Annotated in this window: 19 protein-coding genes; 13 read left to right on the top strand and 6 right to left on the bottom strand. The window is 50.2% G+C overall.

Going from position 1 to position 13,492, the window contains the following annotated elements; all coding sequences use genetic code 11:
* The first annotated feature begins 15 nt into the window (after window positions 1-15).
* Complete coding sequence (locus tag BLR73_RS04310) at window positions 16-1,098, top strand: ABC transporter permease (RefSeq protein ID WP_091860114.1); 1,083 nt, start codon at window positions 16-18, stop codon at window positions 1,096-1,098.
* A gap of 5 nt (window positions 1,099-1,103) precedes the next feature.
* Complete coding sequence (locus BLR73_RS04305; RefSeq protein WP_091859289.1) at window positions 1,104-2,141, top strand: ABC transporter permease; 1,038 nt, start codon at window positions 1,104-1,106, stop codon at window positions 2,139-2,141.
* Here the strand turns inward: BLR73_RS04305 and BLR73_RS04300 are convergent.
* The 3 genes from BLR73_RS04300 to BLR73_RS04290 are packed head-to-tail and all read right to left on the bottom strand — an operon-like array spanning window position 2,123 to window position 3,689.
* Window positions 2,123-2,605, bottom strand: coding sequence for a GNAT family N-acetyltransferase (locus BLR73_RS04300; protein WP_091859286.1), 483 nt, complete (start codon window positions 2,603-2,605; stop codon window positions 2,123-2,125). The two genes, BLR73_RS04305 and BLR73_RS04300, sit on opposite strands and share 19 nt — an antisense overlap.
* The gene (locus BLR73_RS04295) at window positions 2,602-3,267 is read right to left on the bottom strand and encodes an HAD family hydrolase (RefSeq protein WP_091859283.1); all 666 of its coding nucleotides are present in this window, start codon (window positions 3,265-3,267) and stop codon (window positions 2,602-2,604) included. Before BLR73_RS04295 ends, BLR73_RS04300 begins: the two co-directional genes overlap by 4 nt.
* A gap of 8 nt (window positions 3,268-3,275) precedes the next feature.
* Window positions 3,276-3,689, bottom strand: coding sequence for a secondary thiamine-phosphate synthase enzyme YjbQ (locus tag BLR73_RS04290; RefSeq protein ID WP_073044086.1), 414 nt, complete (start codon window positions 3,687-3,689; stop codon window positions 3,276-3,278).
* A gap of 110 nt (window positions 3,690-3,799) precedes the next feature.
* Between BLR73_RS04290 and BLR73_RS04285 the strand changes: the two genes are divergently transcribed.
* The gene (locus tag BLR73_RS04285) at window positions 3,800-4,435 is read left to right on the top strand and encodes a lactate utilization protein (RefSeq protein ID WP_091859280.1); all 636 of its coding nucleotides are present in this window, start codon (window positions 3,800-3,802) and stop codon (window positions 4,433-4,435) included.
* Window positions 4,436-4,437: 2 nt separating this feature from the next.
* On the top strand, window positions 4,438-4,614 hold the full coding sequence (locus BLR73_RS14320; protein WP_176763568.1) for a hypothetical protein: 177 nt from the start codon (window positions 4,438-4,440) through the stop codon (window positions 4,612-4,614).
* Here BLR73_RS14320 and BLR73_RS04280 read toward each other — a convergent pair.
* Complete coding sequence (locus BLR73_RS04280; protein ID WP_073044089.1) at window positions 4,611-4,916, bottom strand: nitrous oxide-stimulated promoter family protein; 306 nt, start codon at window positions 4,914-4,916, stop codon at window positions 4,611-4,613. The two genes, BLR73_RS14320 and BLR73_RS04280, sit on opposite strands and share 4 nt — an antisense overlap.
* Before the next feature lie 118 nt (window positions 4,917-5,034).
* Between BLR73_RS04280 and BLR73_RS04275 the strand changes: the two genes are divergently transcribed.
* Together BLR73_RS04275 and BLR73_RS04270 are read left to right on the top strand one after the other, a co-directional pair.
* On the top strand, window positions 5,035-5,409 hold the full coding sequence (locus tag BLR73_RS04275) for a thioesterase family protein (RefSeq protein WP_013063810.1): 375 nt from the start codon (window positions 5,035-5,037) through the stop codon (window positions 5,407-5,409).
* 21 nt (window positions 5,410-5,430) lie between these two features.
* The gene (locus BLR73_RS04270; RefSeq protein ID WP_013064498.1) at window positions 5,431-6,582 is read left to right on the top strand and encodes a GDSL-type esterase/lipase family protein; all 1,152 of its coding nucleotides are present in this window, start codon (window positions 5,431-5,433) and stop codon (window positions 6,580-6,582) included.
* A 91-nt stretch (window positions 6,583-6,673) separates the two neighbouring features.
* Here BLR73_RS04270 and BLR73_RS14315 read toward each other — a convergent pair whose 3' ends face one another.
* Window positions 6,674-6,778: a smalltalk protein gene (locus BLR73_RS14315; protein WP_176763607.1), complete on the bottom strand. Its 105-nt coding sequence runs from the start codon at window positions 6,776-6,778 to the stop codon at window positions 6,674-6,676.
* Between the two features lie 81 nt (window positions 6,779-6,859).
* Entirely contained in the window at window positions 6,860-7,396 is a 537-nt protein-coding gene (locus tag BLR73_RS04265) for an HU family DNA-binding protein (protein WP_013063914.1), read from the bottom strand.
* 593 nt (window positions 7,397-7,989) lie between these two features.
* Between BLR73_RS04265 and BLR73_RS14310 the strand changes: the two genes are divergently transcribed.
* From BLR73_RS14310 to BLR73_RS04230, 7 genes are all read left to right on the top strand, one after another.
* Window positions 7,990-8,145: a hypothetical protein gene (locus BLR73_RS14310; protein ID WP_176763606.1), complete on the top strand. Its 156-nt coding sequence runs from the start codon at window positions 7,990-7,992 to the stop codon at window positions 8,143-8,145.
* 283 nt (window positions 8,146-8,428) lie between these two features.
* Window positions 8,429-8,950 carry a hypothetical protein gene (locus BLR73_RS04260; protein ID WP_036908848.1) on the top strand — a complete coding sequence of 174 codons (522 nt, stop codon included), beginning with the start codon at window positions 8,429-8,431 and terminating at the stop codon, window positions 8,948-8,950.
* A gap of 14 nt (window positions 8,951-8,964) precedes the next feature.
* Window positions 8,965-9,405 carry a hypothetical protein gene (locus tag BLR73_RS04255; protein WP_091859277.1) on the top strand — a complete coding sequence of 147 codons (441 nt, stop codon included), beginning with the start codon at window positions 8,965-8,967 and terminating at the stop codon, window positions 9,403-9,405.
* Between the two features lie 208 nt (window positions 9,406-9,613).
* Window positions 9,614-9,898, top strand: coding sequence for a hypothetical protein (locus tag BLR73_RS04250; protein ID WP_091859274.1), 285 nt, complete (start codon window positions 9,614-9,616; stop codon window positions 9,896-9,898).
* A 91-nt stretch (window positions 9,899-9,989) separates the two neighbouring features.
* Window positions 9,990-10,688 carry a BRO family protein gene (locus BLR73_RS14535; protein ID WP_233456415.1) on the top strand — a complete coding sequence of 233 codons (699 nt, stop codon included), beginning with the start codon at window positions 9,990-9,992 and terminating at the stop codon, window positions 10,686-10,688.
* Between the two features lie 90 nt (window positions 10,689-10,778).
* Window positions 10,779-13,094 (top strand): hypothetical protein, encoded by a 2,316-nt coding sequence (locus tag BLR73_RS04235; RefSeq protein ID WP_233456416.1) that lies wholly within the window; start codon window positions 10,779-10,781, stop codon window positions 13,092-13,094.
* The gene (locus BLR73_RS04230; protein ID WP_233456417.1) at window positions 13,091-13,462 is read left to right on the top strand and encodes a hypothetical protein; all 372 of its coding nucleotides are present in this window, start codon (window positions 13,091-13,093) and stop codon (window positions 13,460-13,462) included. The genes BLR73_RS04235 and BLR73_RS04230 overlap by 4 nt, the downstream gene beginning before the upstream one ends.
* Window positions 13,463-13,492: the final 30 nt, after the last annotated feature.

Raw genomic sequence — 13,492 nt, 5'->3', positions numbered from 1 at the left:
TCAATGTTCAATGAAATGAAACAGTTTATAGCATTTGTAATCAAGGAAACCAAGCATATTCTGCGCGACAAGCGTACGATGCTGATACTCTTCGGCATGCCTGTGGTGATGATGCTGCTTTTCGGCTTTGCCATCACCACTGATGTGAAGAATGTGCGCACGGTGGTAGTCACGTCAGAGATGTCGCCCCGTACGCAGCAGGCCGTAGAACGACTGGCACAATCGGAATATTTTGTCATCACGCAGACTGTGAATACCCCACGGGAAGCCGAACAACTCATCCGCAGTCAGAAGGCCGATATGGCGCTGGTGTTTGTACAGAATCGTGGCATGCAGATCATGGTTGATGGTAGCGATCCTAATATGGCACAGCAATGGACTACCTATGCTCTGCAAACCATAGCGGCAGACCGCTCGGCACCTGCGACGCTTCACGCTGCGAAGAATGATTCACCTATCACTATTCACACTTCACTTCTCTACAACCCTCAGATGAAGTCGGCTTATAATTTCGTGCCTGCCATCATGGGTATGTTGTTGATGCTCATCTGTGCCATGATGACCTCGATTTCGATTGTCCGTGAGAAAGAGAAAGGTACGATGGAGGTGCTGTTGGTATCACCCGTGCGCCCCTTGATGGTGATCATCGCTAAGGCAGTGCCTTATCTGATACTGGCCTTTGGCATCCTCATCACCATCTTGTTGATGGCACGTTTCGTGTTGGGAGTACCGCTGGCTGGTTCGCTGTTCTGGATTCTGGCTGTGAGTACCCTCTATATTCTGCTGGCGCTCTCGCTGGGACTGCTCATTTCCAACGTGGCACAAACACAACTTGTGGCCCTGCTGCTGTCAGCTATGGTGCTGTTGATGCCTGTGGTGATGCTGTCGGGCATGCTGTTTCCTGTTGAATCGATGCCAACTATCCTGCAATGGATATCGGCCATTGTGCCGCCTCGCTATTATATCCAGGTCATGCGCAGGCTGATGATTATGGGTGTTGGTATAGAAGATGTGGCGCGCGAGGTAGCTGTGCTGGCAGTTATGACGGTGGTGCTGCTGGCCATAGCGCTGAAGAAGTTTAATGTAAGATTGGAGTAACTGATATGACACTGAAATATCTCATACAAAAAGAGTTCCTGCAGATACGTCGTAATGCGTTTCTTCCCAGACTCATTGTCATGTTCCCCATCGTGATCATGTGCGTGATGCCGTGGGTGATGCAGATGGAGGTGAAGAACATCGTGGTAGATGTGGTTGACATCGACCACACTGTGCAGTCTCAGCGATTGGTACAGCAGATTGCTGCCTCCAACTACTTTATCTTCGGTGGACAGAAGGCTACATACGCTGAGGCGATAAAGGATATAGAGAAGGGTAGGGCTGATGTTATTCTAGAGATTCGCGATGGCCAGTATCTCATCGCAGCCAATGCCGTCAACGGCACCAAGGGGTCAATGGGCAGCGCCTATCTCTCGCAGATAGTCAGTGCTCCTGTCTCAACGCTCTCTGCCGCTTCCGTGCTTACCCTCTATAATAAACAACAGAACTACAAACTCTTCATGATTCCGGCCCTCTTTGCCATTGTGATGATGCTGATGACGGGCTTTCTGCCCACACTCAACATCGTTGGCGAGAAAGAGGCTGGCACCATCGAACAGATCAACGTTACGCCCGTTTCCAAGTGGGCGTTCATCCTCGCCAAACTCATTCCTTACTGGCTCATTGCGCTGTTTGTCATCACCGTGTGCCTGCTGTTGGCGTGGCTTGTCTATGGCATCACGCCTGCTGGTCCCGTGTGGCTCATCTACGTGCTTGCCATGTTGCTGGCGCTGTTCTTCTCGTCGTTCGGACTCATCGTGTCCAACTACTCCGACACTATGCAGCAGGCCATGTTCGTGATGTGGTTCTTTGTAGTGAGCATCATGTTGCTCTCAGGACTTTTCACCCCCACGCGCTCCATGCCCCAGTGGGCCTATCTTACCACCTATATCAACCCCATGCACTATTTCATCGATGCCATCCGCACCGTCTTTATCCGTGGAGGTGGACTGCACGAAACAGCCCACCAGGTCTTAGCCCTTGCGGGCATCGGCACACTGATGGGCTGTTGGGCTGTGCAGAGCTATAAGAAGAATAGTTGATCTAAGGCCAGATCTTTAGTCCAAGTCATTTTGATGTGAGGAATGCCGTCGAGCATGAAGGTGTTGGACGACTGCTCGAATCCTACGTTTTCGTAGAATCCCTTGGCATATTCTTGTGCCTCTATGTCGATAAGTGTTGCGCCGAAATGGTTTACAGCTGCTTCGATGGCATGAAGCATGATTTGTTTGCCATACCCTTTGCCTCGCTCGGTGGTGATCACTCTGCCAATAGATATCTCCTTCATGTGAGTACCGGCGGGGCATACACGAGCCAAAGCTACAATCTTGTCGGCTACTGTCAGCCACAAGTGAATGGATTTCTGGTCATCTCCGTCCAAATCCTGATAAACGCAGTTCTGTTCAACCACGAATACTTCGCTACGCACTCTAAGTAATGCGTACAGCTCATCCGTGGTCAGCTCCTGAAACGTTTTCTTATGCAGTATCGGTTCTAATTGTTTCATTGTATTTCCAAACATATTATATCAACAAGTTCCTCCATACGCTCTATGATGTAGTCAGCTCCGGCTTCCTGGAGTTCTTTTTTGCTGCCGTTGCCCCATGTTACACCACAGGTTTTGGTGCCGGCATTAGCTCCCATCAGGATATCTACAGCCATGTCGCCTACAACAAGCGCTTCGTTGGCTTCGAAGTTCAAGGCGTCAAGCGTTTTCAGTACGGGCTCTGGTTTGGGCTTTGCTTCCTTTACATCGTCGGCACCAATCATATAAGATATGTAATCGGCAATGCCCATATCACGAGTAAGCTCTGTGAGAGAATTGCGTGAACGCGATGATGCGATTGTGAGTGTATAGCCTTTTTGATGCAAGGTAGATAAGGTATCGATGACACCAGGGAAGGCTGTGGGTTTGATGCGCTGCAGATTCTCGTTGAAGATCCGTCTGTACGTCTCAGCGAAACGAGGCACGAGTTCTTCCTGAATATCAGGGAACAATGTCCTGATGCATCCTGCCAGGGGTAATCCTATCGTAGATGCACACTCAGCTTCGCTACGATCAGGCAATCCAATCTCCTTGATAGCCATCCGCATAGTTGTTGTGATGTTACGACGGGTGTCGCCCAGAGTCCCATCAAAGTCGAATATAATCAGTTTTATCTTATTCATCTAACTAGTCACTCTCCGATAATTGTTACTACCAAATCTCTTGCACCACCGTAGTTTCTGTACTCGCAGAAGTAGATGCCCTGCCAGGTACCGAGGTTCAAGCGACCATCGGTGATGGGAATGGTGATGCTGACGCCGCTCAGTGTCGACTTAGCGTGGGCAGGCATATCATCGGCGCCCTCCAATGTATGCTCATACTCAGGACGGTTCTCTGGAACTAAGCGATTGAAGATGGTTTCCATATCCACACGAACATCAGGATCGCAGTTCTCGTTGATGCTCAGTCCGCAGCTGGTATGCTTGGTAAAGATGTTCACAATGCCCGTCTTTGGCAATTTGGGCAGCTGACTTACTATCTCGCTCGTTACCAAATGGAATCCACGACGTTTTGGATTCAGAGTTATCTCAATTTGCTGTACCATATTCTTATCTTAAAGTATCGTAAACTTGGGTGCAAAAGTACGAAAAAACGTGGAGAAAAATGTATCTTTGCAATGAAATCAGTATGTTTTGTGAAATAAAGATTTAAGTTATGACACCACAAAAGCAAAGAAATGAGCTCCTGGCTCAGACGATTATCAAGAATCTGAAGCGTCGCCACATAGAGGGTTTCTATTGTGCGACGGCAGAAGAGGCCGTGAAGAGAGTTTCTGACCTTATCGCCGACGGCAGCAGTGTGACTTGGGGCGGTACGATGACCGTACGCGACCTGGGTATCCCGCAATATCTGAAAGATCGTGGCACACTGGAGGTTCTGGATCGCGACCTGGCAGAAACGCCTGAAGAGAAACAATCCGTTTATCTCAAGGCTTTTTCGGCCGATGTTTACCTGTCGAGTGCCAACGCTATCTCGGAAGACGGTGTTATCGTGAATATCGATGGCAACGGAAACCGTGTGGCTGCCATCACCTGGGGACCTAAGAAGGTAATCTTCGTTATCGGTCTGAATAAAGTGGCTCAGAATGTAGATGCTGCCCTCGCAAGGGCGCGTAGCACGGCATCGCCCATCAATGCAGCCCGTTTCGATATTCATACGCCTTGCCATACGGATGGCGTGTGCCATAACTGCAACTCGCCGGAGTGTATCTGCAACTATGTTCACTTTCTGCGTAACTCACCCCAAGGCCGCCATGTAGTAGTATTGGTAGGCGAAACCCTCGGGTATTAATTATGGCTTGGAAACTGAAATATCGCTGTAAGCAATGCGGCTACGAGGCCGAGGTGTACGAGGGGCGCGGACTCTTCCGTCAGGAAATTACGGCCGTATCATGCCCCGACTGCCACACTATCCAGAACCTGGTGGTGGGTGGCATCATAGCCGATGTGGCTCCGTCGTACCGCTCTTAATTTCTTTTCAACATATAATAAGTATGTATGATAGCAGCTTTCGGTGCATATATCATCATTCTGGGGCCCGTCCAGCGCATCACCTTACGTATGGCTTCGCGCTCCTGTGGGGCATAGCAGTGTATCGGGCATCGCTTGCAAACCGTTTTCTTCTCGCCAAATCGGCAGTGGTCCAGTCGTTGGCACGCATAGTCAGCCAGATGCTGGTATTCTTCTGTCATTGTTTCCTGATGCAGATGATGGCGACAATAAAGTTCAATCATCTTTCTTACGGTCTGCTTTTCTCTTTCAATTTTACTCATGTTTGTAGTTTCCTTCTAAGTCTAATTCACAATTCTTATTAAAATGGACTGCAAAGATACATTATTCTAATGTAATTTTACTACTTTTGCACCAAAGATTAACAAAAGTTTAGTTGTAATGATCGAAGTAGGATTAAAACATACAAGCACTCTGGTGGTAACCGATGATGTTACCGCCGTTAAGATTGGTTCGGGCGATATGGCTGTGCTGGCCACCCCCGCTATGATGGCGTTGATGGAGAATGCGGCCATGCTGGCTGTGGCCGATGCCCTGCCCGAGGGTAGTACCACCGTTGGCGGCCATATCGCCTCGTCGCACCTCAAACCCTCTAAGGTGGGCGACACAGTTACCGCTACTGCCGAAGTGGTGAAGGTGGATGGCAAGAAGATTGAGTTTAAGGTTTCGGCCTATCAGGGCGATGTGCTGATAGGCGAGGGTAGTCATCTGCGATTCGTGGTGGATCGCGAGCGTTTTATGTCGAAACTTGGTTAAGTGATTACAAATCATACTGATATGAATAATACCGATTTAAAGTGGGTGGCCTGTTGGGGTAATGCCACCTCGATTACCGACCGTCGCGAGGCCGTATATGCCAAGAATCTCACCTTGCGTTACCCTGTACGCATGCCGTTTGCAGGTAGCGCCTTGCGTTTCCGTTTCTCCAATCTCACAGGCACCGAACCCGTAACCCTTTCGAAGGTGTTTGTAGGTCACACCCCCATTACCTTTGGTGGTGCCATCAGCGTTACGCTGCAGCCTGGTAACGAGGTTGAGAGCGATGCCATCAGCTACGCCGTTCATCGTGGCGATACCGTGGATGTAAGCATGTATCTGGCCGATTTCACCCAGATGAATAGCGGCACACTCATCACCGGTCCGCTGTCGAAAGGTTTCTATGCCTATGGCGATTTTGCCGAGGCCGACGAGCTGCCTCTCGACCTTACCCGCCATACCAACTGGTTCTATTTCCTCAACACCATCGATGTACTTACATCGCCCGATAACCACGCTGTAGTGTGCTATGGCGACTCTATCACCGCCCAGTCGTGGCCCGATTATCTGGCACAGCTCGCCTTTGGCACCAACGTGTCCATCATCCGCCGCGCCGTTAGCGGTACCCGCATTCTGCGCCAGTACGATTGTATTACCTATCAGGCTTATGGCTTGAAGGGCGCCACCCGTTTCCCCATCGAGATGCGTGTGGCCGGTGCCACCGATGTAATTATCCAGCACGGCATCAACGATATCATCCACCCTGTGGGCGAGGATGTGAATCCTTTCCGCCCCTGGAGCGACCTGCCTACCGTCGAGGAGATGCAACGTGGCGTAGAGGATATCTACGTAAAGCCCGCCAAGGCCATGGGCCTCAAGGTGTGGAGCGGTACCCTGCTGCCCATCTATGGCTGGCGTACCTATAACGAGAAGCGCGACGCCATGCGCAGCGAGTTTAACGAGTGGCTGCGCACCTCGCCTGTGTTCGATGGCTGTATCGATTTCGATGCCGCCGTGCGCTGTGCCACTAACCCCAAGGCCTTTGCCGACGGTTTTGATAGTGGCGACCATCTGCACCCCAGCGAGCGCGCCTACGAGGCCATGGCCCAGGCCGCAGCCCATAAGCTTATCCGCCACATCCCATCTACCTACGATCACGAGGAGCAGTACTAAAATCCCCCCAGGCTTCGATTTGAAACCTGGGGGTAATAGAGCCTGCTGCAGTATGCGTGGCGGGCCGCGCAAGTGCAGGTCCTCGGCTATTCTACATGGCGCCCATGCACGATGTCGCGCCCAGCGCCGTTACTATCGCAGTTGCGATACTTGCAATCATCTGTACGATGAACTTGATGGTTTCTCTCTTACTCATAATGTTTTAATGTTTAATGTTTAATGGTCAATGGTCAATGGTCAATGGTCAATGGATAGGGTGGGGCCTAAGCCCCAGCCCTTAGTCTCCGATCGGTTCGTTGTGGTTTCCACCGTTGCCACCGGTATTACCACCGCCGCTGGTATTTCCGCCATTCGATGGCTGATCGGGATCCTCAACCGTACCTGGGTCGGTGCTGGTCACACGCTTAATCTCCTTGCCATCGCGGTCGTAGCAGGTAATCTGGATGGCCGTGCCTGCCAGCTCCTCCTTCAGATCCACCGCAGGGGTGAAGATAATGCGGCGACTGGTTACCAGTCCGGCTTTCACCTCGTCCACCTTGGCTACACTCTTGGCGCGGATACCGAATCGCATGGTTCCCAAACCTGGCAGCGCAACCGAGTGACCCTCTGTGGCCCAAGCCTTAATCACCTCGCCAGCCGCATCCCAGCAGGCCTGCATAATACCCTTGCTTACTCCGCTGCGCAGGGCAGCCTCCTTAATCACCTTGTCCTGAGAGAGTGAGGTGTACAACTCCGGCATCATGATGTAGCGATAAGTGCCCTCATACTTGCCAATCTTCTGCAACTTTTCCTGTGCTTTAACTTTCAGTGCCATAATGCTAAATTTTAAGTTTGTAAAAATAATTTTAATGGATAATGTTTAATGTTTCATGTTTCATGTTTAATGAGCTTCTTGCGCCCTCGTGTGGGAGAATTTCTTAGTGCACGTGGGAAATTATTTTGCCGCGCGCGGCCGCCATCTGTCTCATTCATTTCAACACTGCAAAGGTACGATATTTTGATTGCGGTTCACGAATCATCCGCACAAAAATACAGTGTGACAGTTAAAATTCTCGCCCTCCCCTTGCTGTATATACTGCTATATATTTATATATATTTATATATATAAATATATAGATATGTTTTTGTACCATCACACCCTTGTTTTTCTAACTGTCACACTGTATCACTGTGCACAATTCGATAGAATTTAAGTTCAAGCGCCCTTCGCCCCGGCGAGGGGCGCTTTTTTTCAAAACATTTGCAAATTTCAAATAATCATCGTATCTTTGAACAACGTTCTTAGATACTCACGTTCTTGCGTCCTTACAGTAGCAAGCGCTTCGCGATTACGAGAATTCTTAAATAAAATTTGGAATTTTGCTCACTTATTCGTATCTTTGCCGCGGATATTAAAACTTAAGTATTATGACAGCAAACAATACAGATAAACCAAAATGGACGCGAGAGGATTTTCTTGCACTGTTGGAGCGAGGTCGTCAAATCAAAGCAAAGCGACTGAAAGAGGCTCAGGCTAAATATATAGAACGACAGCGAAAAAAGAAAGAAGCTGCAACGATATAGCAATGTTCAATGAAATGAAACCATAAGATACTCCCTTCGCAAAGTTCATGCGGAGGGATTTTTTTGAACCTGCCAGTGGAGGTTCCTGACGCAGGGGCGCTTTTTTTTGTTGCTTTTTGTGAAATTTGGGGTGATTTTACTTAAAATACATTAAAAGTTAGAGGGGTGTCCTGAGTTTTGGGACACCCTTGTTTTAGTTTTGCGCCCTGAAATGCTTCTGGCAGGATGCTATGCCGGGGGCGAAAATAATTAATAAACCAATTTTTAAAAAAAGAAAGAAGAAATGAATCAAAACTTTAACGATTTAATGGACTGGAGCGATGGCGCCAGGCGTACGCTCGACAGGGAGCGCGAAAAGATGATGGAACGAGTGGAACTGATCGACGGTCTTTCGCAGGCTATGCAGGCCGTTGACGAGATTCTAACCGAGAACAAAAGTTTGAAAACGGAGCTGGAGAGCTTGCGAACGCAACTGCAGATGGAGAAGGACTTGCGCACCAAGGCTGAGATACAGCTGGGCGAGATGAGCAAGCTGTCGGCAGGCATGGCCAAGAAGGCTTCGCAGGATGAGGTGTTGCAGGCGCTGCGTGTATTCGTCAACAAGTCGAAACGCAAGAAGGTTGAGAAGCGCATCGCCATTAAGGAGATGGTGCTGGAGATGGCGAATGCCAACGGTGTGCTATTGCCCGAAGACCTGGCAACGGCTATCGACAGCCTGGACGACGAGCAGTTGGAACCCAAGGTGGTGAACGTGGCTGGCAACTATAACGACATCCACGATAACAGTAGTGTAACCCGTATATAAAACTATAAAAAACTATGGCAGGAAATAATATTTATGTACAAGGATCGTATGTCGACATTCACGACAACGAGGTGGTGAATCTTTCGGTTGATAAGGCGCAGGTGCGCGTGGGCGACCAACAGGTGTTGTCGCAGCAGAGTGATGTGCCCGAGGTGAAGATGCTAGTGGAGAGTGTGGACGAGGTTCGCGATTTCTTTTGGGGTGATAGCTCGATGGCTGTTATCTTCGGGGTGTGCCGCGATTGCTTTCAGTATGCTGACAATATGAGTCAGTTTGAGCGCGACTTCGGTTGTGTAGAGGGACTGATATCTAACACCTTTCGGCATAATCCCTACATGCGACTGGCCGTTGGTAAATGGGAGCAGCAGGGGGCAAAGCAGCGTGTGTTGCGGCTGGTTGATGCCTATAAAAACGAGGTAAGCAAGCGGCTAAAACTACAAACTCTTACAGAATAAGTTACAGAACTTACAGAATTACCTACAGAGGTGCATGGCATTGTTTCATGCACCTCTTTTTTGTGCCTATCTTTGCAGCGTCAAACATTGATTGACGGTGCTCATTGAGGCTGCGCCTCGAAAAACGGCTGCACCTCAACAAAGCCTGAAAGCAAGCTTTCGCTTTGTATTCGGTTTGCACGTTCTTTGACTTATTGATACAAACATTATGGAAACAAAGATTTTAAAAGTGGTGCGCCAGGGCGAGGCCTTTGGCGTGCAGTCATCGAAGAGTGACAGTGGTACCATCCAGAAGTGCAACATTGTGCTGCGCGAGATGGGTGGCGGGAAGTTCGAAAACGAGTATGTGTGCGCCATGCTGGGCAATCTGGCGGCGTGCAGGTTCTACGAAGGTGATGTGGTGGCAGCCACACTTCGTTTCTCTACACATGAGTATCAGGGACAAACGTTCCAGGAAATCTTAGCGACAGACGTTGTGAAGATTAAACATTAAACATTAAACATTGAGTTGGAGCTGAGGAGGATATTCTCGAGTAAATGGCCAAGGAATCCGAAACTTCTTCTCGCTTAAACAACTCAGAATTATGAAAACAGAAATACAGATTTTTACAAGCGAAGTTTTCGGCGAGATTCGTACTTGCCAAGTTAATAATCAAATCATGTTTGTGGCTAAGGATGTTGCCACAGCATTGGGGTATACAAATACCCCGAAAGCTATTCGCGACCATATTGACGACGACGATAAGCTGACCGAACGATTCGTTCTGTCAGGTCAAGTTCGAAGCGTCATCATCATCAACGAGAGCGGACTTTACGCACTCATCCTCTCATCTAAGTTACCACAAGCCAAGGCCTTTAAGCACTGGGTTACCAGCGAGGTGCTGCCACAGATTCGCCGTACGGGCGGTTACATTCCTACCCACGCTGCTGATGGCCGCGACCTCTCAGCCGTTGAAATCCTGCACCGGGCCGATGCCATCGTTGGCCGCACCCTGCGCATACTGAACGAGGAGGCCGAAGATACACTGACCGCTACGCAGGTGGCCAAAACGTTCAACATGACTACCTACGACTTTAACGCCATACTGCGCGACATGGGCATACAGTACCGCCGCGATGGCCACTGGAACATCAGCGACGATCTGGCCGACCGCAACCTTACACGCCTGCGCACGCACGTATCCTATAGTTTAAAGGGCCAGAAGAAGGTAAAGGTTTACATGACCTGGACCCTTGATGGCGTGAGATTCCTGAACGCAAAACTGGGATACCCCAATTTCTGATAAATAAATTTAGCAACGGACTACAGGACTGACAAGATTGATTAGAAAAATCGTAAAGTCCTGTTATCCGTTGCAAAAAAATGAAAAACTATGAGTGTACATATGATTTATTATAAGGATGGGGCGAAGATGATGCGGCCCGTCCTAACGAGAGAGGAGTATTTGAGTTTGCGTAACGGTGGCGAGCAACAGCAACTGGTGCAGCGTATCCGCAATGGCGAGGAGGGCTTGAAACACAAGCTGCTACAGATGAACTACAGCTGTCTGCCTAATGCCGATGGCAGCCTGAAAGGCAGCACCCGTACGAGCACCACTGTGGGTATGGATATCGACCACCTATCAGCCGATGAGATGCCTGCCGTTCGTGAGCGCATCTTAGCTAAGAAAGATGAGCTGGGATTGAAGATGATGGAGGAGAGTGCCCGTGGCGGTGGCTACCATCTGGTGTTTGCGCGACGGCCCGAACTGAGTCAGGAGGAGAACCTGAAATGGGCCGCCCAGCTGCTAGGTGTGGACTACGATGCCCAGGCCAAGGACATCACCCGCGTATTCTTCACCACCGGCACCGAGCAGCTTATCTACCTGGATGATGCGATATTTGAGGAGGCCGAACAGGTTGATACAGTGATACAGTGTGACAGTTCGAAAACATCGGTTACCTCTCGCGACATTCGCGACAGGGGACAGGGACCAGTCACATTCTGTGACAGGTACCAGTCCCCAGTCACGACAACGCACGAAGGAAAAATCCTAAAGTCCTGTATTCCGTTGCAAAAAAATTACAACGGCATGGCGTTTGGCGAGATTATTGCCAAGTACTGGGAGCTGTTTAACGGCGGCAAGGTGCCTACGGTGGGCGATAGGAATGCGCTTACCTTCGAGCTGGCCGTTACCATCCGCAGCATCTGCGGTTACGATCTGGAGCAGCTGATGCAGGTGATACCCAACTACTGGGCTGCACCTGATGGCACCTGCACCCAGGACGATATGGACGAGTATCAGAAAACCATCGAGAACGCCCTGAAAGAGCCGCGTAAGGGTATGCCGTATCGACTGAAACAGGTGTTGCAAGCACTTAAATCGCAGGCTGGCATCAAGGCCTGTGGTGGCACCATGACCGCACCGCCACCCATGCCCAAAAAGCTGCCACCGCTGATAAAGCTGCTAACCAAAAATGTGCCGTGGTATTACAAGCCGGCCGTGGCCAGTGCCGTGTTCCCTGCGCTGGGTGCGCATCTGCACGGTGTGAAATTCCGCTATTGGGACAACGTGGAGCACGAGGCCACGTTTATGAATCTGCTGGTGGGTCGCCAATCCATCGGTAAGGGCTCGATCAAAAAGCCCATCGATTACATTATGGAGGACATCCGCCAGCGCGACCAGCCCAACCGCGAGCGCGAGGCCGAGTGGAAACGCAAGAACCCCACCGGCAAGCAGAAAAAGGACCCGCGCCCCGCTGATATCTGCATACAGATGCTGATTGATAACCTGACCGATGCCGTGTTTAACCAGCGCATAGTGGATGCCCACAACAACGGGCAGCGCTACATTTTTACCATCGTTGACGAGGTTGAGGCGCTGAAGAAGGTGACATCTAAAAACTCGGTTGATGAGGTGGGATTGCTGATACGTAAGGCCTTTGATAATTCGCTGGCTGGTCAGGAGCGTGTGGGTGCCGATAGCGTGAGTGGTATTGCTCCGCTCAGATGGAACTTCAATGCCAGCACCACGCCGCCAAACGCCCGTAAGTTCTTCTATAAGATGGTGAACGATGGTACCGTGGGCCGACTGGATGTGGCCACCATCATCCGTAATGATGACGACGACGACGAGCCGCCCATACAGGGCATCTACGACGAGCAGTTTGCTGCCGAACTGAAGCCTTATATCGACCGGTTGGAGGCTGCCAACGGACTGATAGAGTGCCCGCAGGCCAAGAAACTCTCGCTCGATATCCGTATAGAAAACAAGGAGGCTGCCAAGCTGTTCGAGAGTGAGGCCTATCGCGTGCTGTCGTATCGTGCCAACGTCATCTCGTGGCTAAAAGGCATGCTGCTGTATGTGGCCCACGGCTATAGATGGGACAAGACGATAGCCGACTTTGTGCGTTGGAGCGAGCAGTACAACCTGTGGTGTAAGATGCTGTACTTTGGCGACCAGCTGGAGAAGGAGTTGCGCGAGGAAGTTGAGATACAGCGCCGCTCGGGCCCCAAGAACCTGTTGCGCCTGCTGCCCGATGAGTTTACCCGCGAGCAGTATATGCTGATGCGCCAACAGCAGGGTAGGCAAGGCGACGGCGATAGTGCCCTGCGCCAATGGCAAACCCGCGGTCATCTGGTGTACGACGAGGTGAGTCGTCGCTATTGTAAAACCGAACAGTTTAAACAAAAATACGCCAACCTATGATACAAGTAGATAATACCCGCGAATGCTTTGTGCAGCTCTGGCTACGGCTGGAGCGCACAAGGCGCCTGCTTGGCATGCAGTGCAAACGCTACTGCATACGTAACATACTGAAAGCGTGGTTCGGTCCACAGGCCACCGATAACCTGATTTGGGAGGTATGTCACCTGTGCGAGCAGGAAGGTTGGAACGAGTTGCCTCTGCCCAGTCTCTATCCGCGCAAGCATCGCGAACTGCTGCGCGCTATTGTAGCTGTACGTACAGGCATCAGCTTTTGGAAAATAAATCTGAAAGCCCTCGATGCCGCCTACAGCCAGGCCTTCCCCCATAGTACACCACTGAACGTGAGCAAGAAGAGAAAGGTAAATTAAACATTAAAGATTAAACATTAAACATTAAAC

The sequence above is a fragment of the Prevotella sp. khp1 genome (assembly GCF_900102205.1).
Lineage (GTDB): Bacteria > Bacteroidota > Bacteroidia > Bacteroidales > Bacteroidaceae > Prevotella > Prevotella ruminicola.
The sequence above is the reverse complement of the archived record's forward strand: the minus strand, read 5'-3'. Positions and strand labels throughout refer to the sequence as shown.